At 66.9% G+C, this 24,153-nt stretch carries 18 protein-coding genes and 2 tRNA genes; 13 read left to right on the top strand and 7 right to left on the bottom strand.

Features of this window, described 5'->3' with window-relative positions; genetic code table 11:
• The first annotated feature begins 20 nt into the window (after positions 1-20).
• A complete protein-coding gene (gene prfA / locus KBY57_RS08555) occupies positions 21-1,118 on the top strand; it encodes a peptide chain release factor 1 (protein ID WP_254995441.1) in 1,098 nt (365 codons plus the stop codon).
• Positions 1,119-1,124: 6 nt separating this feature from the next.
• Here the strand turns inward: prfA and KBY57_RS08550 are convergent, their stop codons facing one another.
• A complete protein-coding gene (locus KBY57_RS08550) occupies positions 1,125-1,625 on the bottom strand; it encodes an HNH endonuclease (protein WP_254995440.1) in 501 nt (166 codons plus the stop codon).
• 50 nt (positions 1,626-1,675) lie between these two features.
• On the opposite strand from KBY57_RS08550, the gene alr reads away from it, so the two are divergent.
• From alr to KBY57_RS08535, 3 genes are all read left to right on the top strand, one after another.
• Entirely contained in the window at positions 1,676-2,893 is a 1,218-nt protein-coding gene (alr, locus tag KBY57_RS08545; protein WP_254995439.1) for an alanine racemase, read from the top strand.
• Positions 2,894-2,911: 18 nt separating this feature from the next.
• A tRNA-Ser gene (locus tag KBY57_RS08540) sits at positions 2,912-3,000 on the top strand.
• A gap of 136 nt (positions 3,001-3,136) precedes the next feature.
• Positions 3,137-3,628: a hypothetical protein gene (locus KBY57_RS08535; RefSeq protein WP_254995438.1), complete on the top strand. Its 492-nt coding sequence runs from the start codon at positions 3,137-3,139 to the stop codon at positions 3,626-3,628.
• Positions 3,629-3,711: 83 nt separating this feature from the next.
• Here KBY57_RS08535 and KBY57_RS08530 read toward each other — a convergent pair whose 3' ends face one another.
• Positions 3,712-4,659 carry a serine hydrolase gene (locus KBY57_RS08530; protein ID WP_254995530.1) on the bottom strand — a complete coding sequence of 316 codons (948 nt, stop codon included), beginning with the start codon at positions 4,657-4,659 and terminating at the stop codon, positions 3,712-3,714.
• Between the two features lie 65 nt (positions 4,660-4,724).
• Here KBY57_RS08530 and KBY57_RS08525 point away from each other — a divergent pair, with 65 nt between their 5' ends.
• Complete coding sequence (locus tag KBY57_RS08525) at positions 4,725-5,465, top strand: C40 family peptidase (protein WP_254995437.1); 741 nt, start codon at positions 4,725-4,727, stop codon at positions 5,463-5,465.
• Positions 5,466-5,489: 24 nt separating this feature from the next.
• Entirely contained in the window at positions 5,490-6,485 is a 996-nt protein-coding gene (locus tag KBY57_RS08520) for a glycosyltransferase family 2 protein (protein WP_254995436.1), read from the top strand.
• On the opposite strand, the gene KBY57_RS08515 is transcribed toward KBY57_RS08520, so the two are convergent.
• The gene (locus KBY57_RS08515) at positions 6,440-6,919 is read right to left on the bottom strand and encodes a HEAT repeat domain-containing protein (RefSeq protein ID WP_254995435.1); all 480 of its coding nucleotides are present in this window, start codon (positions 6,917-6,919) and stop codon (positions 6,440-6,442) included. The two genes, KBY57_RS08520 and KBY57_RS08515, sit on opposite strands and share 46 nt — an antisense overlap.
• A 90-nt stretch (positions 6,920-7,009) precedes the next feature.
• On the opposite strand from KBY57_RS08515, the gene KBY57_RS08510 reads away from it, so the two are divergent.
• From KBY57_RS08510 to KBY57_RS08500, 3 genes are all read left to right on the top strand, one after another.
• Positions 7,010-7,126 (top strand): photosystem I reaction center subunit VIII, encoded by a 117-nt coding sequence (locus tag KBY57_RS08510; RefSeq protein ID WP_006910603.1) that lies wholly within the window; start codon positions 7,010-7,012, stop codon positions 7,124-7,126.
• A gap of 48 nt (positions 7,127-7,174) precedes the next feature.
• Entirely contained in the window at positions 7,175-7,666 is a 492-nt protein-coding gene (locus KBY57_RS08505) for a photosystem I reaction center subunit XI (protein ID WP_254995434.1), read from the top strand.
• Between the two features lie 127 nt (positions 7,667-7,793).
• The gene (locus KBY57_RS08500) at positions 7,794-8,156 is read left to right on the top strand and encodes a hypothetical protein (protein ID WP_254995433.1); all 363 of its coding nucleotides are present in this window, start codon (positions 7,794-7,796) and stop codon (positions 8,154-8,156) included.
• Between the two features lie 124 nt (positions 8,157-8,280).
• On the opposite strand, the gene psaB is transcribed toward KBY57_RS08500, so the two are convergent.
• Together psaB and psaA are read right to left on the bottom strand one after the other, a co-directional pair.
• A complete protein-coding gene (gene psaB, locus KBY57_RS08495; RefSeq protein ID WP_254995432.1) occupies positions 8,281-10,488 on the bottom strand; it encodes a photosystem I core protein PsaB in 2,208 nt (735 codons plus the stop codon).
• A gap of 19 nt (positions 10,489-10,507) precedes the next feature.
• Positions 10,508-12,811 carry a photosystem I core protein PsaA gene (gene psaA / locus KBY57_RS08490; protein WP_254995431.1) on the bottom strand — a complete coding sequence of 768 codons (2,304 nt, stop codon included), beginning with the start codon at positions 12,809-12,811 and terminating at the stop codon, positions 10,508-10,510.
• A 415-nt stretch (positions 12,812-13,226) separates the two neighbouring features.
• On the opposite strand from psaA, the gene KBY57_RS14195 reads away from it, so the two are divergent.
• Positions 13,227-14,633 (top strand): Ig-like domain-containing protein, encoded by a 1,407-nt coding sequence (locus KBY57_RS14195; protein WP_315859791.1) that lies wholly within the window; start codon positions 13,227-13,229, stop codon positions 14,631-14,633.
• Complete coding sequence (gene cobJ, locus KBY57_RS08475) at positions 14,630-16,477, top strand: precorrin-3B C(17)-methyltransferase (RefSeq protein ID WP_409996430.1); 1,848 nt, start codon at positions 14,630-14,632, stop codon at positions 16,475-16,477. The genes KBY57_RS14195 and cobJ overlap by 4 nt, the downstream gene beginning before the upstream one ends.
• 22 nt (positions 16,478-16,499) lie before the next feature.
• On the opposite strand, the gene KBY57_RS08470 is transcribed toward cobJ, so the two are convergent.
• Positions 16,500-16,573: transfer RNA gene (locus KBY57_RS08470), tRNA-Pro, on the bottom strand.
• Between the two features lie 105 nt (positions 16,574-16,678).
• Here KBY57_RS08470 and lipA point away from each other — a divergent pair.
• Entirely contained in the window at positions 16,679-17,548 is an 870-nt protein-coding gene (gene lipA, locus KBY57_RS08465) for a lipoyl synthase (RefSeq protein WP_254995430.1), read from the top strand.
• 15 nt (positions 17,549-17,563) lie between these two features.
• On the opposite strand, the gene gltB is transcribed toward lipA, so the two are convergent.
• Entirely contained in the window at positions 17,564-22,162 is a 4,599-nt protein-coding gene (gene gltB, locus KBY57_RS08460) for a glutamate synthase large subunit (RefSeq protein ID WP_254995429.1), read from the bottom strand.
• Positions 22,163-23,275: 1,113 nt separating this feature from the next.
• On the opposite strand from gltB, the gene KBY57_RS14370 reads away from it, so the two are divergent.
• Entirely contained in the window at positions 23,276-24,133 is an 858-nt protein-coding gene (locus KBY57_RS14370; protein ID WP_409996433.1) for a phosphodiester glycosidase family protein, read from the top strand.
• The last annotated feature ends 20 nt before the right edge of the window (positions 24,134-24,153 follow it).

Below are 24,153 nucleotides of genomic sequence, written 5' to 3'. Positions count from 1 at the left end.
GGACCCATTCCGCACCGCCGATGGATCTCTCCCTGCTGCATGAGCGCCTAGACACGGCCCGCCGCACCTTCGAGACGCTCGAGCGGCAGCTGGCTGATCCCGCCGTAGCGGCCAACCCCAGCCAGCTCCAGGCCATCGCCCGCGAGCGCGCGCGACTGGAACCCCTGGTGCAGGATCACCAGCAGCTCCAGAAGCTGGAGTTGGAAGAGCGCGAAGCCCGCGCCCTGCTGAAGCAGCACCGCGGCGATGCCGCCATGGAAGAGCTCGCCACTGAAGAGCTCGCCAGCCTTGGCGAAGCCATCGCCGGCCTCCGCGACAAGCTCACCCTCGCCCTGTTGCCCCGCGATCCCCGCGACGAGCGCAGCGTGATGCTGGAAATCCGGGCCGGGGCCGGCGGCGATGAAGCGGCCATCTGGGCGGGCGATCTGGCCCGCATGTACGAGCGCTACGCCCAAAGCGTGGGCTGGCGCGTGGAGCCAGTGAGTGCCTCGGAGGCCGAGCTCGGCGGCTACAAGGAACTGATCCTGGCCATCAAAGGCGAGGGCGTGTTCAGCCAGCTCAAATTTGAGGCCGGCGTGCACCGCGTGCAACGGGTGCCTGCAACGGAATCCCAGGGACGGGTGCACACCTCCACCGCCACCGTGGCCGTGATGCCCGAAGCCGATCCAGTGGAGGTGCAGATCGATCCCACCGAGATCGTGATCAGCACCGCCCGCTCCGGGGGGGCCGGTGGCCAGAACGTCAACAAGGTGGAAACGGCCGTGGATCTCCTGCACAAACCCACCGGCATCCGGGTGTTCTGCACCCAGGAGCGCTCCCAGCTGCAGAACCGCGAACGGGCTCTGGAGATCCTGCGGGCCAAGCTCTACGAGCGCCAGCTGGCCGAGGCCCATGCCCAGGAGCGATCGGCCCGCTTGGCCCAGGTGGGCAGCGGCGACCGCAGCGAGAAGATCCGCACCTACAACGTCAAAGACAACCGCACCACCGACCACCGCCTGGGCCGCAACTTCTCGCTCGAACCCGTGCTCAACGGCCAGCTACAAGACCTGATCGGGGCCTGCATCGCAGCCGATCAGAGCCGCCAGCTCGAGGAGTTGGCCGAACAGATGGCCCGCTGAGCGAGCTCAGGCGCCGATCACATACTTGGCCCACTCCCCATGGCGGCCCGCCGAAATCTGACGACTCGCTTCAAACGTGAGGCTGCTCAGGGGGCGATGGGGCTGCCGGATCAGGGGCATGCCGGCTTCCCGGGGGGTGCGGTTGCCCTTGCGGACGTTGCAGGGCAGACAGGCCGTGGTGACGTTCTCCCAGGTGTCGAGACCACCGCGGCTGCGGGGCACCACGTGATCCACCGAGAGCTGCTCGGCGCTGATGCCGCAGTATTGGCAGCGGTGGCCATCGCGGTGGAAGAGGTTGCGGCGGGTGAGCGGCAGTTGCTTGTACGGCACCCGCACGTACTGACGCAGCCGGATCACCGTGGGCAACCAGGTATCGTCGCGAATCCAGCGAGAGCGATCATGCTCGAGCCCCTCCGCCTTGCCCTTGAGCACCATCACCAGGGCGCGACGCCAGGTGGTGATGTTGAGAGGTTCGTAGGACGCATTCAGAACGAGAACGTGGCCCATGCCAGCACCCGTGTTGGGCGGCATGCTAGGCGCAATCTTCCGTTTCATCCGTGACCCAGGCCACCAGGGCCAGCTGGAGCACCGCGGCCCCTGAGGCCGGGCTGGCCCGTCAGCGGGCCTGGGTGGAGGTGGACACCAAAGCGATCAGCGCCAACGCCCGTAGCCTCAAACGCTGCATCGGCGCCAACACCAGCCTGATGGCGGTGGTGAAGGCCGATGGCTATGGCCACGGATCCATCCCAGTGGCCCGGGCCGCCCTGGCCGGCGGAGCCAGCCAATGCGGCGTGGCCACCCTGGCCGAAGGCATCGAACTGCGCCGGGCCGGGATCGAGGCCCCGATCCTGGTGATGGGCAGCCTCACCCAGGCGGAGGAGCTGCGCAGCTGTCTGCATTGGCAGCTGATGCCCACCATCAGCGGCATGCGCGAAGCCCTGCTCTGCCAAAACCTGGCCAGCGGTCAAGGCCAAGCCATGGCCCTGCAGTTGAAGCTCGACACCGGCATGGCGCGCCTGGGGGTCGATTGGCAGGAGGGGCCCAGGCTGGCGGCGGCGATCGCCGAGCTGGAGGCGGTGCAGCTGGCAGGCGTTTACTCCCATCTCGCCAGCGCCGATGCAGCACCGGGCGAGGACGATGGCCTCACGGCCCAGCAGCAGCAGCGTTTTGACACGGTGCTCCAGGCCCTGCGCAACCAGGGCCTGGAGAGCGGCAGCCGCCACCTGGCCAACTCGGCCGGCACCCTCCGCAGTGCGGGACTCCACTACGACCTCGTGCGCGTCGGCCTCTCCCTCTACGGCCACAGCCCTGCACCCCACCTCGCCGGCGTCACCCCGCTGGAGCCCGCCATGACCCTGCACGCCCGGGTGAGCCTGGTGCGGGAGGTTGGATCCGGGGTGGGGGTGAGCTACGGCCACCGCTTCCGCACCAGCCGGCCCAGTCGCCTGGCGGTGGTGGGCATCGGCTATGCCGATGGCGTACCCCGGCAGCTGTCGAACCAACTCGAGGTGCTGTTTGCTGGCCAACGCCTGCCCCAGGTGGGGGCCATCACCATGGACCAACTGGTGCTGGATGCCACCGACTGCCCGGCGCTGGAGGTGGGCTCGGTGGTGACCCTGCTGGGACAGGACGGCGACGACCAGATCACGCCCAGCGACTGGAGCGACCGCTGCCAGACCATCCCCTGGGAGATCCTGTGCGGCTTCAAGCACCGTCTGCCCCGACTCACCGCGGCCCAGGCCGCCTGGGAGGGCCCGAACGACGGGGCTCACTGATAAGCTTTCCGAGCCGCTGGAGAGGTGGCTGAGTGGTTGAAAGCGGCTCCCTGCTAAGGAGTTACAGGAGGCAACTTCTGTCGAGGGTTCGAATCCCTCCCTCTCCGTTGAAAACTGGTTTGAGGAGGGCGCGTCCCCTCCCACAACCGACCAAAAACCGGCCAGCCTCCTCTTCCCAAGGGATGCGCCTCGCCAAGCAGGCCAGCCAAGCAGCACTGTTTAGACGCGGCAGAACACCAGCAGATGCTGGCGGCTTGCGATGACCAGCTGAATCAGGCACGCCTCCAGAAACTCAATTGCCTTCCTAACGGCAAGCAAGGCCACTGCGCAAAGCTATTCAATCAGCGCACCAAGGCCCGCAGTGGGTTGAGAAAAACATACCCGTCCACGACAAAGCGCTACTATTTGCCTAATTCTAAAGTGGTCGTGGCGCTGTTCCAGTGGATAGCGGCATCCAAGCGCCAGGATCTGCTGAGAGACTTCGTCGGCGCCGTTGAACAATTGGGCCTGGAGATAGACCCGGAATTCTCCAGCAGCGTTTCGATTTACGCCAGGGAACAGGCAGGAGCTAGGACGCCTGCCAATGCTCGTGTGACTGTCATCATCTCCGCCACCAACGGATCAAAAGACGAGTTCCAGATTGAGGTCAGAAGCTCCGAACCCATGCTCAAGCGGGGGACGAGATGTGAGCAGATTGCCACTGAACTCAAAGCCATCCTTCCCTCGAAGGCCTAGGACGCGACCGATCAACCCAACGGAATCAAGAGCGCGATCTCAGCAGGACCAAAAGCCCCCTCGACCTCCCCCAGGTGAGCCGCTCAAATGGCGCTAGCCGCGGCCAAATGAGCGGCAATTTCGGGCAAGAGGCGGGAGTCCCGTGCGCAGGCCTGGCCCTCCGAGAAAATCACCAACAGAAATGGGGCCGCCCGGCCCCCGTCATGTGGCGCTGGCGGTTCTACATAGGCTGCATCGTGCCGCGCCTGGCTCATCCAGCCGGCTTTGCTCCAGAGCTGAGCCTGTGGCGGCAGCCCTTCACCAATGAAGCCATCCACCTGGTTTTCCGGATCCGCGGCCCGTTGCGCCGGATCCAGGCTGCGGGCCAGGAGAGCCCGCATGCGCGCACAGGCGGGAGGGGACACCAGCGCCGAAGCGATCACCGCCTGCAGCAGTCGGGCCACCGCATCGGTGCTGAGGCGATTGCGGTTGTCCAGCTGTTCGCCATAAAACTCCCGCTCGCGGCCGTAGGGGCCGTCTCCCCAGGTTTTCTGGCAGGCATTGCAGCCCTGGAGCTCGGGCCAGTCGAGCTCTGCCAGCCAGCGATTCACCAACTGGCGCTGCTCCACCCACGCGGCCATGCGACCGGGCGGCAGCGCCGGCCCACTGGTGGTGCCGGTGAGCAGATCCAGCACCAGGCCGGTCGCGTCATTGCTGGAATCGCGGATCATGTCGGCCAGGGCGCGCCGCAGCTCAGGCGTGTCGATCAGCAGATCGCTCTGGCGCCAGGCTTCCGCCGCCGCCAGATACACCAGCTTCACCACACTGGCGGGATAGCGCGGACGATCACCCGCCCAGCTGGCGCCCTGCACCGGCAGACCCCAGAACCGCTCAGGGGCCAGATCGGCAGCGCGCGCGATTAGCGATTGGTCGTAACGCACCCAGGTGATCGAAAGGTGCTGGGCCAACCCCGGCCTCCCCTCCAGCTCCAGGGCCCGAACCAGGTCGGCCAGGATCTGGCCCATGGCCGGATCGGGGCTGTAGAACGCCATCACCACCGGCCACGTTGTGGCGAGATACAAGTGTGGCGAGATTAGGCAGCATCCATCCAATCCTCTTGGCCCTAGGCGCCCCGACGGCGCCTGAATGGCTCCTTGCCGGCACGATCTGGCGCCTCACTGCCCCCGTGGATCTGCACAGCCAGCCCCAGGGCACAGGGCTCGCCACCCAGGCCTGGGCGGGCCGCCACCTGCAAATCCTCACCAGCCCACAGCCCGGGGGGGATCGGCGCCTGCGGGTGCGCTTGCTCGAAGATGGCTACCCGGGCTGGCTGGAGCCCACGGCCCTTCTGGGGGCTGCGGTGGCCAGCGGCCGCCCGCAGCCCGAACGGCTCGCGCGCAGCGCCATTGCCCAGCGGCTGTCGTTGGTGCTGGGGTTTGCGGAGGCCGCTCGGCAGCAACCGAACACCTACCTGTGGGGCGGCAGCCTGGGCCCCGATTACGACTGCTCCGGCCTGGTGCAGCGGGCCTTTGCCAGCGCCGGCATCTGGATCCCGCGGGATGCCTACCTGCAGGAGCGCTTCTGCCAGCCGGTGGCGGTGCAACCCGGCCAAACCCAGCTGCTGGCCCCCGGCGACCTGATGTTCTTCGGCACGCCCCAACGCTGCACCCATGTGGGCCTGCACCTGGGCGGGGGGCGCTACCTGCACAGCTCCGGCATTGCCCATGGCCGCAATGGCATCGGGCTCGACGACCTCGCGCCCCACAACCCCCACCCGGTGGCGCGTCATTACCGGCAAGAACTGCGAGGCGCCGGCCGGGTTATGCACAGCCATGACGGCAGCCCCCTGCCCGCCTAGGTTCGCCGCAAGAACAGGAGAACGATGAACCAGTTGGCGCCGGATCAACCCATTCCGGAACGTCTGGATCTCTCCGTGGTGGTGCCCCTCTACAACGAGGAGGAGAGCCTGCCCCAACTGGTCGAGCAACTGCTGGCCGCGGTGCGGCCCCTAGGCCTGGCCTTTGAGTTGGTGCTGGTGGACGACGGCTCACGCGACGACACCGCCGGCGTGCTGAGCCGGCTGACCGCCACGGCGCCCGAGCTGGTGGCGGTGCTGTTGCGCCGCAACTACGGCCAAACCGCCGCCATCGCCGCTGGATTTGATGCCAGTCGCGGAGCAGTGCTCGTCACCCTCGATGGCGACCTCCAAAACGACCCCGCCGACATCCCCTTGCTGCTCAGCGAGCTCAACCGGGGCTACGACCTGGTGAGTGGCTGGCGCCACCAACGCCAGGATGCGGCCCTGCAACGCCTGCTGCCCAGCCGGATCGCCAACCGCCTGATCGCCCGGGTGACCGGAGTGCGACTGCACGACTACGGCTGCTCGCTCAAGGCCTACCGGCGCGAAGTGGTGAGCGACCTCAACCTCTACGGCGAGCTGCACCGCTTCCTGCCGGCCCTGGCCTTCATCGAAGGAGCGCGGATCAGCGAAGTGAAGGTGAACCACCACCCCCGGCGCTTTGGCGAGAGCAAATACGGGCTGGATCGCACCTTCCGGGTGCTGATGGACCTGCTGACGGTGTGGTTCATGAAGCGATTTCTGACCCGACCGATGCACGTGTTCGGCTTCGGGGGCCTGGCTGCCATGGGGGTGGGCCTGCTGATCGGCCTCTGGCTCGTCGGCGAAAAGCTCCTGCTGGGCAGCGACATCGGCGATCGGCCCCTGCTGCTGATGGCCCTGCTCAGTTTTCTGACGGGTGTGCAGCTGTTCTGCTTTGGCCTGCTGGCCGAGCTGCAGATGCGCACCTACCACGAAAGCCAGGGCCGGCCGATCTACCGGGTGCGGGCCACATTGCGGGGCAACGGCAGCGGCGGCTGAAGGCCGGCTGCACAGCTGCGGCCACGGAAGCGCTCCATCGCGCGGGCCGCTGCCTGCACCACGGCGGGATCGACGTCGCGTAGGCCACGGGCCAACAGGGGCAGGCTGGCCCGCTGCCCCCAAACGCCCGCCGCTTCGATGGCGGCCAGGCGCTCGGGTGCCGGCCCCGCCAACTGAAGGGTAAGAGCCCTCAGGAAGTGCGCTCGCTCACGGGCCGTCACGGGCAGCAGCGGCCGGGATCGTGCAGCCAGCTCATCAGCCTCTGTCACCGCGGCGGGCTCGGCGCCACCAGCCACCAAAGCAATCTGGGCCCGGTTCAAAGCCGCTACGGCCTGCGAATCGAGGGCCACCCCCAGGGTCGGGCGACGACGGGCCAACAACCAAAACGAGGCAGCCACGATGGCCGCAACGGCGGTCAGCAAAGACGGGGGCATGGATTGAACTTTTATGTCGCCCCTGCAGGGGCATTGGGGCCCCTTTAGGGGGGCTCCCTACAGTATCGATGGTTGCTATTGGCCCGCGCCATGACTGGAGAATTCGCTGCCGCTTGGATGCCCTCGGTGTTCGTACCCCTTGTGGGAATCCTCGGCCCAGCCGTGGCCATGGCCCTGCTGTTCAACGTGATCGAAGCCCGCGACTGAGCTCCAGCCGGAGCCGTTGCCCTGCCTCACCGCTTTCCCCCCGCCACCATGACCGTGACCCCCGTGGCCGACCCCTGCGTCGGCAATCTGGCCACCCCCGTTAACAGCAGCTATTTCAGCAGGGCCTTCCTGAACGCCCTGCCGGCCTACCGCCCGTCGCTCTCCCCCAACCGCCGGGGACTGGAAGTGGGCATGGCCCACGGCTTCTTCCTCTACGGACCATTCACGATCTGCGGGCCGCTGCGTCTCACCGAGTACGCCAGCACCGCTGGCCTGCTGGCCACCATCGGCTTGGTGTCGATCCTGACGGTGTGCCTGTCGATCTACGGCACCGCCGGCAACGGACCCAACATCCAGCCCGCTGACGCCACCATCGACAACCCTCCCGCCGACCTGTTCACCAAGGCAGGCTGGGCTGAATTTGCCAGCGGCTTCTGGCTCGGCGGTTGCGGCGGCGCCGCCTTTGCCTGGTTCCTGGCCGGCACCGCCATCGTGGCTCCGCTGGTGAACATCGCCGGCGGCGTCTGGAGCGTCGGCTGAGCCTGAGCCCCAAAGCCCGGCCATCCCATCAAGCCCCAGCCCCGCTTCGGCGGGGCTTTTTTGATGCGTGGGTGCACGGGGAGCGATCGGCGCCAACATTGGCGCAGCCCCGATGCCCGATGGTGCGATGCCAGACGATTCCATGCCAGGCCGCAATCGACAGCGGAGGCTGCTGCAGTTCAGCCTGGCGCTCGTGGGCAGCAGCGTCCTGCTCGCGGCCTGCCAGAAAGGCGCTCCCCAGTTGCCGGCCCAACCAACGCTGCCGGCCCCAAATGCAGCGGGACAACCCCAGGCGGATCAACAGGCTGAAGCAGCCAAGCTGGCGCAGCAAAGGATCGAGCAAGCAGCCCTGAAGCAAGGCTGGAGCGCAGGTCACCGCGCCACCGTGACCTGCCTGCAGGGAGAACGCGCCCAGACCGACGGCAATGAGCTGCGCTGCGAAGACCAGGCCTACGTGGAGCAGAACTACAGATCAAGCAACAACCGATGAACCATGGAGGGGCAACCGCTGAGCCGTGCATCTCGGTGTGTCGCCACCCAATGAAAGCCAATAAAAAACCCCGGCATGTGCCGGGGTTGGTTCGTCCCTCAAGGAGAAGGCAAGGGCTGAAGGATCAGCCGAACTTGCCCGAGGTGGAGGCGATCAGGAAGGCGGCATACGTGAGGATGTAGCCGATCGTGAAGTGGGCCAGGCCCACCACGCGAGCCTGAACGATCGAGAGAGCGACGGGCTTATCGCGCCAGCCCACCAGGTTGGCGAGCGGCGTGCGCTGATGCGCCCAAACGATGGTCTCGATCAGTTCCTGCCAATAACCGCGCCAGGAGATCAGGAACATGAAGCCGGTGGCCCACACCAGGTGACCGAACAGGAACATCCAGGACCAGACGGCCAGGTTGTTGCTGCCAAACGGGTTGTAGCCGTTGATCAGCTGGGAGGAGTTGAGCCACAGGTAGTCGCGGAACCAGCCCATGAGATAGGTGCTGGATTCGTTGAACTGAGCCACGTTGCCCTGCCAGATGGCGAGGTGCTTCCAGTGCCAGTAGAAGGTGACCCAGCCCACGGTGTTCAGGGCCCAGAAGACGCTCAGATAGAAGGCATCCCAGGCGCTGATGTCGCAGGTGCCGCCACGGCCGGGGCCGTCGCAGGGGAAGGAGTAGCCGAAGTCCTTTTTATCGGGCATCAGCTTGGAACCCCGGGCATCCAGGGCGCCCTTCACCAGGATCAGGGTGGTGGTGTGCAGACCTAGGGCGATGGCGTGGTGAACCAGGAAGTCGCCAGGGCCGATCTGCAGGAACAGGTCGTTGCCGCCATTGATGGCATCAATCCAGCCAGGCAGATACACCGCACTGGCAGTGCTGGCCGCGCTAGCGGAGTTGGAGAGCAGCACATCGAAGCCGTACATGGCCTTACCAGAGGCGGCCTGCACGAACTGTGCGAACACAGGCTCCACCAGGATCTGCTTCTCGGGGGTACCGAAGGCCACCACCACGTCGTTGTGGACGTAGAGGCCGAGGGTGTGGAAACCGAGGAACAGAGACACCCAGCTCAGGTGGCTGATGATCGCTTCTTTGTGCTCGAGCATCCGAGCCAGGACGTTGTCCTTGTTGGCTTCGGGGTCGTAATCACGGATGAAGAAGATCGCACCGTGAGCGAAGGCACCGCACATCAGGAAGATGGCGATGTACTGGTGGTGGGTGTAAAGCGCAGCCTGCGTTGTGTAGTCCTTGGCGATAAACGCGTAGGACGGCATCGCATACATGTGCTGCGCCACCAGGCTGGTCACAACGCCCAGGGAAGCCAGGGCCAGACCGAGCTGGAAGTGGAGCGAGTTGTTGATGGTGTCGTAGAGACCCTTGTGGCCAGCGCCGAGGTCACCAGGGGTGCCCTTGGGCGGGTTGTGGGCTTCGAGGATCTCGCGGATCGAGTGGCCGATACCGAAGTTGGTCCGGTACATGTGGCCGGCAATCACAAACAGACAGCCAATCGCCAGGTGGTGATGGGCAATGTCGGTGAGCCAGAGGGCCTCACTCTGAGGGTGGAAACCACCCAGGAAGGTGAGGATGGCGGTGCCTGCGCCTTCTGAAGTACCGAACACCTGGTAGGCGGTGTCGGGATTCTGGGCATAGACACCCCAGTTGCCGGTGAAGAACGGAGCCAGACCGGCGGGGTGCGGGAGCACGGAGAGGAAGTTGTCCCAACCCACGTGCTGACCACGGGCCTCAGGGATGGCCACGTGAACCAGGTGACCGGTCCAGGCGATGGAGCTGAAACCGAAGAGCACCGCCAGGTGGTGGTTCAGCCGGGATTCAGCGTTCTTGAACCAGGCCAGGGAAGGCCGGAACTTGGGCTGCAGGTGGAGCCAGCCAGCGAACAGAGCCCAGGCCGACAGGATCATCATGAAGATGGAACCCTGATAAAGCTCGGCGTTGGTTTTCATCCCGATCGTGTACCACCAGTGGTACAGACCCGAATACGCAATGTTCACCGGAGAGGAGGCGCCCGCCTGGGTGAAGGCGGCAATCGCGCCCTGGCCGAAGTGGGGATCCCAGATCGCGTGAGCGATGGGACGGACATGCAGCGGATCGGCGACCCACTGCTCAAAGTTGCCCTGCCAGGCGATATGGAACAGGTTGCCCGAAACCCAGAGGCCAATGATGGCCAGGTGACCGAAGTGGGTGGAGAACAGCTTTTGGTAAAGCCGCTCCTCGGTCATGCCGTCGTGGCTCTCGAAATCGTGAGCCGTGGCAATGCCGTACCAAATACGGCGGGTTGTCGGGTCCTGTGCCAGACCCTGGCTGAACGAAGGAAATTTCGTTGCCATTGGGAAAGGTCAGGAAAGGTCAGCCGACCGCGACGATGCGGGCCAGGAAAAATGCCCAGGTTGTTGCGATACCGCCCAACAGATAGTGAGCGACACCGACGGCACGACCCTGGGTGATGGAGAGCGCCCGCGGCTGGATGGCGGGAGCAACCCTCAGCTTGTTGTGAGCCCAGACGATGGACTCGATCAGCTCTTGCCAGTAGCCGCGGCCACTGAACAGGAACATCAGGCTGAAGGCCCAGATGAAGTGGGCTCCCAGGAACATCAGACCGTAAGCACTGGAGCTCGAGCCGTAGCTGTTGATCACCTGTGCGGCCTGGGCCCAGAGGAAGTCCCGCAGCCAACCATTGATGGTGATGGCGCTTTGGGCGAAGTTGCCATTGGTGATGTGCTGGACGCTGCCGTCAGCGTTGACGGTGCCCCACACGTCGCTCTGCATTTTCCAGGAGAAGTGGAAAATGACGATCGACAGGGAGTTGTACATCCAGAACAGGCCGAGGAACACGTGGTCCCAAGCCGACACTTGGCAGGTGCCGCCACGGCCGGGGCCGTCGCAGGGGAAGCGGAAGCCCAGATTCGCCTTGTCGGGGACGAGGCGGGAGCTACGCGCATACAGCACACCCTTGAGCAGGATCAGCACCGTCACGTGAATCGTGAAGGCGTGGATGTGGTGGACCATGAAGTCGGCCGTTCCCAGGGGGATCGGACCAGCGGCCACCTTGCCACCCACCGCCACAACAGTGCCGTTGAACACTTCGCTCACCCCCGCCAGGGCGTTGGGAGCGGTGCTGCCGGCAGCAGCGGCGTGCAGACCCTGGATCCACTGCGCGAAGACAGGCTTCAGGGCAATGGCGGAGTCGCTGAACATGTCCTGGGGACGACCCAGGGCACGCATGGTGTCGTTGTGGATGTAGAGGCCGAAGCTGTGGAAGCCGAGCCAGATGCACACCCAGTTGAGGTGGCTGATCAGGGCGTCACGGGCCTTCAGCACCCGGTCGAGCACGTTATCGACGTGCTTGGCAGGGTCGTAATCGCGAATCATCGCGATGGCGGCGTGGGCGCCAGCACCCACGATCAGGAAGCCCCCAATCCAGGTGTGGTGGGTGAAGATCGACAGCTGGGTCGGGTAGTCGATGCCGATGTAGGGATACGGCGGCATCGCATACATGTGCTGAGCCACGATGATGGTCAGCGACCCCAGCAGGGCCAGGTTCACAGCCAGCTGGGCGTGCCAGCTGGTGGTCATGAACTCGAAGAGTCCGTCATGACCATTGGGAGCCGGGAACAGCAGGGGATCACCCTTCTGACCCTCGAGGATCTCCTTGATGCTGTGGCCGATGCCCCAGTTGGTGCGGTACATGTGGCCAGCCACGATGAACAGCACCGCAATCGCCAGGTGGTGATGGGCGATGTCGGTCATCCACAGGCTGCCGGTCACAGGATTCAGACCACCCTTAAAGGTGAGGAAATCGCTGTAGGCCGCCCAGTTGCCCGTGAAAAAGGCTGAGGTGCCCGCCCCGAAACCGGGGAACAACTGGGCGATCACGTCCTGGTTCAGGAACTCGTGGGGCAGAGGGATATCTGCGTAGGTGGCGATGGTCTTGCCATTGAGCGCTAGCGGCTTGCCGGCGTCGATGGCCTCCATCAGCGCATTGGTGGGCAGGGACACATGCAGGAGGTGCCCTGTCCAGGAGAGGGAGCCGAGACCAAGCAGACCGGCCAGATGGTGGTTGAGCATCGACTCAACGTTCTGGAACCACTCGAGCTTGGGGGCTGCCTTGTGGTAGTGGAAGACGCCCGCATTGAGCATCAAGCCGGCCATCACCAGAGCGCCGATGGCCAGGGCCAACAGCTGGGTTTCGTTGGTGATGCCCCAGGCCCTCCACACATGGAAGAGACCGGAGGTGATCTGAATGCCGTGGAAGCCGGCACCCATATCGCCATTAAGGATTTCCTGGCCAAAGATCGGCCAAACCACCTGCGCCGAAGGCTTGACGTGCAGGGGGTCGGTCAACCAACCGGTGTAGTTGGAGAAGCGCGCTCCGTGATAGAAGGCGCCGCTCAGCCAGATGAAGATGACGGCCAGATGGCCGAAGTGAGCCGAAAAGATCTTGCGAGAGACCTCTTCGAGGTCACTCGTGTGGCTGTCGAAGTCGTGAGCATTGGCGTGGAGGTTCCAAACCCAGGTTGTGGTTTTGGGACCCTTGGCAAGGCTGCGATCGAAATGGCCGGGCTTGCCGAACAGTTCGAAGGTGGCCGGAACGGGGTTCCGGTCGACCATGGCCTTCGCCTTTTCCCCACGCTCTGGTGGGCTGATGGTCATCGAGACGTTCCTCGAGGGACGGGGTCGAGGTGGTGGGCCACCCCTGCAGCAGACCGGGAGGCCTGCCGTTGGGCCCCATGGCCGCTTTCGCTGCCATGGGCACCAGCCGGGAAGAGGCATCGCGAAACCGCGAAACCGCTTGCCACAACTGGAGCTTGGGGCCCCAAATAGGGGACCGCTGGCGGAAGTATAGGGGCCGTTTCCGAGGGGGTTTGAGTTGCAGTTACAAAGGTTCAATCCCGGCGCTTCCAAGGCCAGCACTGGGCTTTACAGAACAGAAAGAATCATCGACATTGACCTTCTTTTGACTTGATCGTTATTACTTAATGACCAAAATTCAACCTGTAACAGTCTCTGGATTTCCAGGGTGGCCCGGCCCAGCAGAATGCCCGCAGAACCAGCTGAGCAACCCAGCGTGGGCGCAGGCAGCGCAATCCATCCAGCCCGTCCCCAACCGGGGGCGCACCAGGGCGGATCGCCCGCCCCCAGGCGGCCGATCCGCTGGTGGCAGCCCCTGATGTCGGGCCTGCTGGCGTTGCTGCTACTGCTGCCCGCGGGTTGCAACCGGCTTTCCAGCACGCGGGGGGGCGAGGCAGCAACCCCACCCCTGAGCCCCCAGGGCCCCAGTGGCCGCCTGCAGGAAGTGGCCCCGCCCATCGCCGTGCAGCAGCTCCAGTCAGCGCTGGGCGAGCACAACCCCCAGGTGACGATCCTGGCGCCGCAGGATGGCGTCAACCTGCCCAACGGCCCCGTATCCCTGCGCCTGCGGGTGCGCGATTGGCCGCTGGTCGATGCCGGCGCCCTGGGGCTCGGGCCCCATGTGGTGGTTCAGGTTGATGACCAGGCGCCCGTACGCCTGTCCCGGTCTACCGCGACCGCCAGCCCAGCCAGCCTCCAGATCGACCTGCCAGCCCTTACCCCTGGCAGCCACCGCATCACCGCCTATGCGGCCCGGCCCTGGGGAGAAGCGGTGAAAAGCCCAGGGGCCTGGGACCAGATCCGGGTGCACCGGGTCGCCGCCAATCCCCTGGCGATTCCCCAAGCAGGAAGCCCCCAGTTGATCCCGGTCAGCCCTGGGGACCTGGCAGGCCGGCAGCCGGTGCTGCTCGACTGGCTGCTGCTGGATGCCCCCCTCCAGGGCCTGCGCGACAACGACGGCAGCTGGCGTCTGCGGGTGACCGTGAACGGCGACAGCTTTTTGGTGGATCAAAACGCGCCCCTCTGGCTCAAGGGATGGCAAACCGGCAGCAACAGCGTGCTGTTGGAGCTGGTGGATGGGCGCGGCGAGCCCCTCAACCCTCCGTTCAACACCGTGGTGTCTGAAGTGGTTCTGGATGCTGCCGGCCCCGGGCCGATCTGGCAGCGGGGCCGACTGAGCGACGACGAGCTGGCCCAACTGCTGGGCAACGCGCCCCCACCCCCAGCAGAACCCCAGCCCAAGGCCGAACCTGAGGCCGAACTTGAGGCTGCGCCAAAACCCGAACCCGAACCCGAACCCCAGCCAGAGCCAGAGCCGGCAACAGAGCCCCAGGCCGAGGAGCCGCAAGCAGCGGAGCCGGAGCTCGAGGCCAGTCCGGATGTCGAGCCCGCCCCAGAGCCCATAGGCGCGGAGACCCCCAGCACCGCCACCGAACCCAGTCCAGACCCCAGTCCTGAGGGCCAGCTCGCACCCATGCCCCTGGTGCCGGTCAGTTCGGAGCGCATCGCGCCATCCACCAGTCTGGAAGGCTCAGCGCGCAATCAAGTGAACGCCGACGGCTCCCTCCTCAAGCCCAAGCCCCAGGGGCCCCTGTCCGGGTTGCGTCAGAAGCTAGGCGCGTGACGTCCCATACGAGCCTCAACGCGACGCACAACGCCGACGGAGCGCCGCGCCGTCCGATCTGGGCGCTGGGCTTCAGTGCGGCCAGCACGCCCCTGCTGGAACGGCTGGCCCAGGCGGGCCTGGTCGATGGCCGGGTCGGCCCAGACGACGAGCCGACGCCGCGGGACTGCCTGGCGGACCAATGGCCATCGGCCGGTGCGTTTGTGATCGTCGGGGCCTGCGGTCTGGTGACCCGCCTGATCGCCCCGCTGCTCACGGGCAAGGACAGTGATCCGGCAGTGGTGGTGGTGGATGCCGAGGGCCGCTTCGCCATTCCCCTGCTCGGTGGCCATGCCGCCGGCGCGGATCGGCTCAGCCAGCGGATCGCCGCCAGCTTCGGTGGCCAGGCGGTGCTCACCGGCGCCACCGCCGCCGCTGCACGACTGAGTCTGGACAGCTTCGGCACCGCCTGGGGCTGGCGCCGGGGGGCTGGCGATTGGAACGCACTGATGCACGCGGCCGCCAGGGGGGAAGAGCCTGTCGCGGTGGAGGCCCGCCATGGCAGTCGCCGCTGGCTCGAGCTGCCGGCCGCCGCTGGCCTGCAAACGGTCTGCAGTCCCGACGCCGCCTCCAGCCCCGAAGCGGCCCATCCAGCCATGGTGGTGGACATCCACGCGGGGCAGGGCTGCCGCTGGCACCCGCCCAGCCTGTGGCTGGGTCTTGGCTGTGAACGCAACACCAGCCTGAGCCTGCTGGAGCGCCTGGTGGATCAAACCCTGGCGGAGCTGCAGCTGGCACCTGAGGCCGTGGCCGGGCTGGCCAGCATCGACCGCAAGGCCGATGAACCGGCCTTGCTGGCCCTAGCCGCCCAGCGGCAATGGCCCGTTCGCTGGTTTGCAGCAGCGAGCCTGGCCGAGGTGCCGGTGCCCAATCCCTCTGCGGCCGTGGCCGCAGAGATGGGCACCGCCAGCGTGGCGGAGGCCGCCGCTCTGCTGGTTTCGGGCCCTGGGGCGCAGCTGCTGCAGGCCAAACGCATCGAACGCACCAGCGGCGGTGAGCAGGGGGCCGCCACCCTGGCGATTGCTCTGGCGGAAAGCCAATGGGCCCCCCAGCGGGGTCAGCTGCACCTGGTGGGCAGCGGCCCGGGCAGCCTGGATCTGCTCACCGGCGATGCCCGGCGCGCCCTGGCTGACGCCACCGTCTGGGTGGGCTATGGCCTCTACCTCGACCTGCTCGAGCCCCTGCGGCGTCCGGATCAACTGCGCTGTGATGGCCAACTCACCGAGGAGCGGGCCCGCTGCGCCCTGGCCCTGGAGCTGGCGAGCCAGGGGCTGAACGTGGCCCTGGTGTCATCGGGCGACAGCGGCATCTACGCCATGGCCGGCCTGGCCCTGGAGTTGTGGCTGGCCCAACCAGCGGATGGACGCCCCAGCTTCGCCGTCCATCCGGGCATCTCGGCGCTGCAGCTGGCCGCCGCGCGGGCTGGTGCCCCATTGATGCACGACTTCTGCACCATCAGCCTCAGCGATCGACTCACGCCCTGGGCCGTGATCGAGCGACGGCTGCAGGCTGCCGCCACAGGGGATTTCGTCGTGGCGCTCTACAACCCGCGGTCCCAGGGGCGCGACTGGCAACTGGCCCGGGCCCAAGAGCTGTTGCTCCAAGGCCGGCCAGCCAGCACCCCGGTGGCCCTCGCCCGCCAGCTCGGACGAGCCGACGAGGCCGTGAGCCTGCATACCCTGGGCGAACTTCCGGTGGAGCAGGTGGACATGCTCACCCTGGTGCTCGTGGGCAACAGCAGCAGCTATGCCCGCGATGGCCGCATGGTGACTCCCCGCGGCTACCCGGGGGCCGAGCTCAGCTGAGCCGAAGCCATGGAAGAAAAAATCGGGATGACAGGATTCGAACCTGCGGCCCCTTCGTCCCGAACGAAGTGCGCTACCAAGCTGCGCTACATCCCGATGGAGCGACTTTAGGGGATGGCCTCCGCCCAACCCCCCTGATCCCGGTGGCTTTCTAAAGTCTCGTCCAGCCCTTCCTTCGGCCCCACCGGCCTGCGTTGCGCCGTGCTCAAACCCGACTGGCTGCGCGTCAAGGCCCCCCAGCGGGAACGGATCGGCGAGGTGGCCGACCTGCTGCTGGACCTGAAGCTCAACACCGTCTGCCAGGAGGCCAGCTGCCCCAACATCGGCGAGTGCTTCGCCGGCGGCACCGCCACCTTCTTGATCATGGGGCCGGGCTGCACCCGCGCCTGCCCCTACTGCGATATCGACTTCGACAAGAGCGTGCGGGAGCTCGATCCCACCGAGCCTGAGCGCCTGGGGGAAGCGGTGGCCCGGCTGGGGCTCAAGCACGTGGTGATCACCTCGGTGAACCGCGACGACCTGGCCGATGGCGGCGCCAGCCAGTTTGTGGCTTGCATCGAGCAGGTTCGCGCCCGCTCACCGCTCACCACGATCGAGCTGCTGATCCCAGATTTCTGCGGCAACTGGGAGGCGCTGGCCGCCGTGATGGAGGGCGCCCCCGAGGTGCTCAACCACAACATCGAAACGGTGCCTCGGCTCTACAAGAAGGCCAGGCCCCAGGGCATCTACGAACGCTCGCTGGAGCTGCTGCAACGGGTGCGGCAAGGCTGGCCGCGCACCTACACCAAATCCGGCCTGATGACCGGCCTGGGCGAAACCGACACGGAGGTGCTCGAGGTGATGGCCGATCTACGACGCCACCAGGTGGACATCGTGACCATCGGCCAGTACCTCTCCCCGGGCCCCAAACATCTGCCGGTAGACCGGTTCGTGACCCCTGAGCAATTCGACGGCTTCCGCCGCCATGGCGAAGAGGCCCTGGGCTTCCTGCAGGTGGTGAGCACCCCGCTCACCCGCAGCAGCTACCACGCCGGTGAGGTGCAGCGGCTGATGCGGCAGTACCCCCGCTGAGCGGGGAGGGGGGCGCTAGGCCGCCACCGCCTGCCGCTCGGCCAGGCCCACGGTGGCCTTCTCGCTGGGGGGTACCAGCAGCTTGAAGCGGGCCTTCCAGTTGCTCCAATCGGCCAGGATCGCCGCGGCCTTGGCGCTGCCGGTGGCCTGCAGGTGGGCCTCCAGCAGGGGCTTGAGCAGGGCCTCCTGCTCCGGGGTTGTGAGCTCGGCAATCGCCACGATCTCGGGATTGACCCGCTCCGTCAGACCGCCGGTTTCATCAAGGATGAAAGCCACACCGCCGGTCATGCCGGCGGCCACGTTGCGGCCCGTGGAACCGAGCACCACCACCACACCGCCGGTCATGTACTCGCAGCAGTGGTCGCCGGCGCCTTCCACCACGGTGCGGGCACCGCTGTTGCGCACGGCGAAGCGCTCACCGGCGCGGCCGAGGGCAAACAGCTCACCGCCTGTGGCGCCGTAGAGGCAGGTATTGCCCAGGATCACCTGGCTGCCTGGATCCTGCACGCCGGCGGGGGGCACCACGGTGAGGCGGCCGCCGTTGAGACCCTTGCCCACGTAGTCGTTGGCTTCACCCACCAGGCGCACGTTCATGCCCTGGAGCACGAAGGCCCCGAAGCTCTGACCGGCGGCCCCTTCGTAGGTGAGGTCAAGCTGGCCAGCGAAGCCTGTGTTGCCATGGCGCGCGGCGATTTCGCCGGAGAGGCGGGCGCCCACGCTGCGGTCGGTGTTCACGATCGCCAGGCTGCGGGCCACACGGCCATGCCCCTCGATGGCGGCCATCACCTCGGCGTCGGCCAGGAGCTGGTCTTCCAAGATGTGCCCATTGCCATGGGCCTCGAGATCGTGCTGCAACCAGCGGCGATCGGCCGCTGCTGGAATCGGATCGATCAGGCAGGAGAGATCAAGGGCCTGGGTTTTGGCCAGCTGCACGGTGCGGGCCTGCAGCAGCTCGGTGCGGCCGATCAGATCTTCGAGGCGGGCCACGCCGAGCACGCTCAGCAGCTGGCGCACCTCCTCGGCCACGAACAGGAAGAAATTCACCACGTGCTCTGGCACGCCGGGGAAGCGCTTGCGCAGGTTCTCCTTCTGGGTGGCCACCCCCACGGGGCAGTTATTGGTGTGGCAAACGCGGGCCATGATGCAGCCCTCGGCGATCATCGCCACCGACCCGAATCCGTATTCCTCAGCGCCCAGCAGGGCGGCGATGATCACGTCCCAGCCGGTCTTGAGGCCGCCATCGGCGCGCAGCAGCACCCGATCGCGCAGGCCATTTTCCAGCAGGGAACGGTGCACCTCGGTGAGGCCCAGCTCCCAGGGGCTGCCGGCATGCTTGATCGAGCTCAACGGTGAGGCACCGGTGCCGCCGTCGTGGCCGGAGATCTGGATCACATCGGCATTGGCCTTGGCAACCCCGGCGGCGATCGTGCCGATGCCGATCTCGGCCACCAGCTTCACGCTCACCTTGGCGGCGGGATGCACCTGGTGGAGGTCGTGGATCAGCTGGGCCAGATCCTCAATCGAATAGATGTCGTGGTGGGGTGGTGGCGAGATCAGCGCCACGCCGGGCTTGCTGTTGCGCAGCCAGGCGATGTAGGGATCCACCTTGGGGCCCGGCAGCTGGCCGCCCTCACCGGGCTTGGCCCCCTGGGCCACCTTGATCTCCAGCTGCCGGCCGCTGCGCAGGTATTCAGGGGTCACGCCGAAACGGCCCGAGGCGATCTGCTTGATCGCCGAGCAGGCGGTATCGCCGTTGCGCAGGCCCTTGAGCGTGGGCAGGGTGGCGGAACGCCCCTCCCCGTCCACATCGTTGAGGGTGTGGAAGCGAGCTGGGTCTTCGCCGCCCTCGCCGCTGTTGCTCTTGCCGCCGATGCGGTTCATGGCGATGGCCAGCACCTCGTGGGCCTCCCGCGAGAGCGCCCCCAGGCTCATGCCACCGGTGCAGAAGCGGCTGCAAATGCTCTCGATGCTCTCCACCTGCTCGATGGGCAAGGGAGCGGGTGCGGGCTTGAGCTCCAGCAGGTCGCGCAGGGCGGTGACCGGCCGGTTTTCCAGCAGGGTTTTGTAGGTGGAGAAGTGGTCGTAGCCAGGGCCGGCCTTCACGGCCGCATGCAGGGCCTTGGCCATCTCCGGGCTGTTGAGGTGGTATTCGCCGCCGGTGCGGTATTGCACAAAGCCCATGAATTCGAGCTTGGTGCGGTTGAGCTCGGGGAAGGCCTTGGCGTGGAAGCTCAGGGTTTCGCTGGCCAGCTCGCCCAGGCTCAGACCCGCCACCCGGCTGGTGGTGCCCTTGAAGGCCAGCGCGATCAGGTCGGCACCGAGGCCGATCGCCTCAAAGATCTGGGCGCCGTGGTAGCTCGCCAGCAGCGAGATGCCGATCTTGGACAGGATCTTGCGAAGGCCATCTTCCAGGGCCTTGCGCACATTGGCCTGAGCCTGGTCGGGCGTGAGGGCCGGCAACTTGCCGGTTTCGATCAGCTTCTGCACGCGGGGGTGAGCCAGCCAGTGGCGGGTGGTTTCCCAGGTGAGCCAGGGGCATACAGCGCTGGCGCCGTAGCCGATCAGGCAGGCCAAATGATGGGTACTCCAACACTGGGCCGTGTCCACCACCAGGGAGGCCTGCAGCCGCAGCCCCAGGTTCAGCAGGTGATGGTGCACCGCCCCCACCGCCAGCAGAGGCGGGATGGTGGTGATGGTGGCCGTGATCCCACCGCTGGGGCCGCCACGATCACTGAGCACCAGGATCTGGGTGCCACCGCGCACGGCCGCCTCCGCCTCCGCCTTGAGGCGCTCCACCGCAGCCGCCAGGCCCCCAGGCCCAGCAGTGATCGGCATCAAGGTGGAGAGCGTGGTGGCGGGCAAACCTTGCTCGGCCACCGCCGCCAGCTCCGCCTCATTGAGGATCGGGCTGGCCAGGTGCAGCACCGCGGCCGAGGCGGCCTCCGGCTTCAGGGGCGAGCCCCGCTTGCCCAGGTGCATCTCCAGGCTCATCACCAGCTTTTCCCGCAGGGGATCGATCGGCGGGTTGGTGACCTGGGCGAAGCGCTGCTTGAAATAGTCGTAGAGCAGGTGCGGCTTATCGGAGAGCACCGCCAGGGGGATGTCGTCACCCATGCAGTAGGTGGGCTCCTTGGCCGCGCCGGCCATGTCCTCGATCACCAGCTCAAAGTCTTCAGCGGTGAAGCCAAAGGCCGTTTGCTGCTGCAGCAGCTCCAGATCGCCCAGCTGGCGCTCCTGCTTCCAGGGCTGGGCCGCCAGGCTGCGGCGATGCTCCGCCAGCCAGGCGCCGTAGGGGTGACGGCCCGCCACCTCCTGCTTCACATCCCAGTTGCGCAGCAGGCGGCCCTGCTCCAGATCCACCGCCAGCATCTGACCAGGGCCCAGGCGGCCCTTTTCGATGATGCGGCTCTCATCGAGCTCCACCACGCCGGTTTCTGAGCCCATCACCACGAAGCCGTCGCTGGTGATGCAGTAGCGGGCCGGGCGCAGGCCATTGCGATCCAGGGTGGCGCCGACGCTGCGGCCATCGGCGAACACCAGCAGGGCCGGGCCGTCCCAGGGCTCCTGGGTGCAGGCGGAATACTCGTAGAAGGCCGTGATCTCGGGCTTGTCGGCCAGATCGGGCTGATCGCGGAAGGCCTCTGGCACCAGGGTGAGCAGGCTCTCCGTGATGGGCCGGCCGCTGCGCACCAGCAGCTCGAGGGTGGCGTCGAGGTTGGCCGAGTCGCTGAAGGCGGCATTCACCACCGGCTTGAGGTCGCCAGCGGCCTCACCCCAAACCGCATCGAGGCTGGCCTCCGAAGCCCGGGCCCAGTTGAGGTTGCCCAGCAGGGTGTTGATCTCGCCGTTGTGGCCCAACAGCCGCATGGGCTGGGCCAGGGGCCAGCGGGGCAGGGTGTTGGTGCTGAAGCGGCGGTGGTACACCGCATAGCTCACGGCAAAGCGCGCATCGCGCAGGTCGCCATAGAAGGCGGCGAGCACCTCCGAGCGCACCATGCCCTTGTACACAACCGTGCGGCTGCTCAGGGAGGCGAAGTAGAGGTCGCTGGGTCCAGGGCCCCAGGCCTCGCGGGCCCGGTCGCCGCAGCGGCGGCGCAGGCGAAACAGCACCGCCTCCGGGGCATCGCCGGCTTCGTCGGCGGCCAGCAGCCACTGCTCAATTGCCGGGGCAGTGCCCAGGGCCAGGGGGCCCAGCACCGCTGGATTCAGCGGCACCGCGCGCCAACCGAGGCTGCGAAGCCCCAGCTTGGCGGCCTCTTCGGCGCAGAAGGCTTTGGCCTGCTCGCGCTTGGTGGCATCGGCCGGCAGGAACACCATGCCCAGGCCGCGGGCACTGCCTTTGGCAGCCGCTGCCTCGGGCCACACCGCTTCCAGATAGCTCCAAGGGATGCCGCAGAGCACCCCGGCACCATCGCCGGAATCGCCATCGCCGCCGCAGCCGCCGCGGTGCTCCATGCAATCGAGGCCACGCAGGGCCTGCTGCAGCACCCAGTGGCTGGCTTCCCCCTTCAGGCTGGCCAGGAAGCCCACGCCGCAGGCGTCCTTCTCGCCCGCGACCGCCGCCGGTGCGGGGCTATCGCAATGGGGCCAAACGGGGCGAGGGGAACGAGGCATAACCCGAAACGGTCCGGCAGTTGATCTGACAGATCAGCGCTGCAGCACACCCGGAGGTGCCTGCAACAGCAGAACTTCCGATCCTAGGGATGTGCACCCCCCTGCCCCGGGCGCCCGAACGGCGAAGAGGGCTAGCGTTCAGCGCTGACGGCTGGGTGGGCCATGGCTTCCGCAGCTTCGCTGGCTCCCTGGCTCCTGGTTCTCCTGCTACCGGCGGCCAGCCGGGCCATCCCCCAAGCGGTGCCACCGCCGCCCCCACCACCGCCTCCACCTCCTGCCACAACGCCGGCCACACCTGCGGCTCCAGCCAGGCTCCCAGGGGCCAACCGTGCCCCCCGCCCTGAAACAGGCCAGCAGCGGCAGGGCAGCAGCCTGCGGATCAACGGCCGCACCCAAACGGCCCGTTGGCTTTGGGTTGGGCCATCCGGCGACCGCCCCACGCAACTCTGGATTCCGCTGGAGGTGCTTGAGAACCAGCTGGGGGTCACCAGCCGCAGCCGCAGCGACGGCTCCCTCGATCTGGAGTGGTTCGGCCAAGGGCTCCAGGTGGCTGCCAGCGCCCAGCGCAGCCTCGACGACGAGGTGGCCATCGAGGTGAGCCCGATGTTTCGCGCCCTCGGGGTGGCCATGCGGCAGGAGGGCAACCTGCTCAACCTCGAGCTGGCCAAGCCCCAGCTCCTGCAGGTGCGCCGCTCCACTCCGGGAAACATCCGACGCGTCGTCCTCGACCTCAGTGGTCCGGCTGTTCTGGAGGGCGACGCCGGCGGGCTGAGGGTCGATCTCACCAGCCGGAACGAGCAGCAGGTGCAGCTTCAGGGCCTCGGCCTGCTGGGCCAGCAGGCCGCCGCAGGCCTGAGCCTGAAGCCCGCCACGGGCAAGTTGGGCCATGTGTTCAGCCTGGGGGATCCGGCCCGGGTGGTGATCGAGTGGCCCGTTGAGGCCAGCGGCGCCTCAGCCAGCCCCGCCCCTCCGATTGACACCCGCCTGCAGGCCTTGCTCGGCAAGGAGGTGCAGTGGGATCGGCTGATTCGCCAGGGGGTGCGCATCAATGCGGTCCGCATCGATCCCCGCACCGCCCCCCTGCAGCTCCGGCCCCTGGCCAGGCCAGGGGGGATGGAAGGGCTCAGTTCGCTGGTGCAGCTCGCCAACCAGCAGCAGGCCTGGGTGGCCATCAACGGCGGCTACTTCAACCGGGTGCGGCGCCTGCCCCTCGGTGCCCTGAAGGACAACGGCCGCTGGCTGTCCGGACCCATCCTGAACCGGGGCGTGGCGGCCTGGGGCGAGCGCAGCCTGCCCCAATTCGGTCGTTTGCAGTTGCGCGAATGGATCGTGAGCCCGAGCGGCCAGCGGCTGCCGATCGTGGTGGTGAACAGCGGCTATGTGCAGCGCGGCATCAGCCGCTACACCGCCGACTGGGGGTCGAGCTACAAGGCCCTGAGCGGCTCGGAAACGGGCCTGCTGATCCAGGCGGGCAGTGTGCGGCAGCGGCTCGGCCCCGCCGAGCTCGACGCCGGCGTGCTCCTGCGGGGGGATGACCTGTTGCTGGTGGCTCGCGGCGGCGCAGAACTGCCCTGGGGGCCGGGCGAGCAACTCCAGCTCGAGAGCCGCCCGAGCAACGACCTGGGCCTGGCACCCCATGTGATCGGGGGCGGCCCCTTGCTGCTCCTGGACGGCCGCATTGTGCTCAATGGCGCCGCCGAGAACTTCAGCAGCTCCTTCCTCAGCCAAGGGGCGCCGCGCACCGTGCTGGCCAGCGACGACCAGCAGGTGTGGTTGATCACCATGGAAGGCACCCAGGACAGCGGACCCTCACTGGGGGAAACGGCCGCCCTGTTGCAGCAATTGGGACTGCGCCATGCCCTCAACCTCGATGGCGGCAGCTCCACCGGCCTGGTGCTGGGAGGCTCGCTGCATGTGAAGGGCAGAGGCGTGGCCGGCTCGGTGCATAACGGCGTGGGACTGGTGCCATGAAACGGCTGTGGAGCTGGCGA

The organism is Cyanobium sp. Aljojuca 7D2 (assembly GCF_024346415.1).
Lineage (GTDB): Bacteria > Cyanobacteriota > Cyanobacteriia > PCC-6307 > Cyanobiaceae > Cyanobium_A.
The sequence above is the reverse complement of the archived record's forward strand: the minus strand, read 5'-3'. Positions and strand labels throughout refer to the sequence as shown.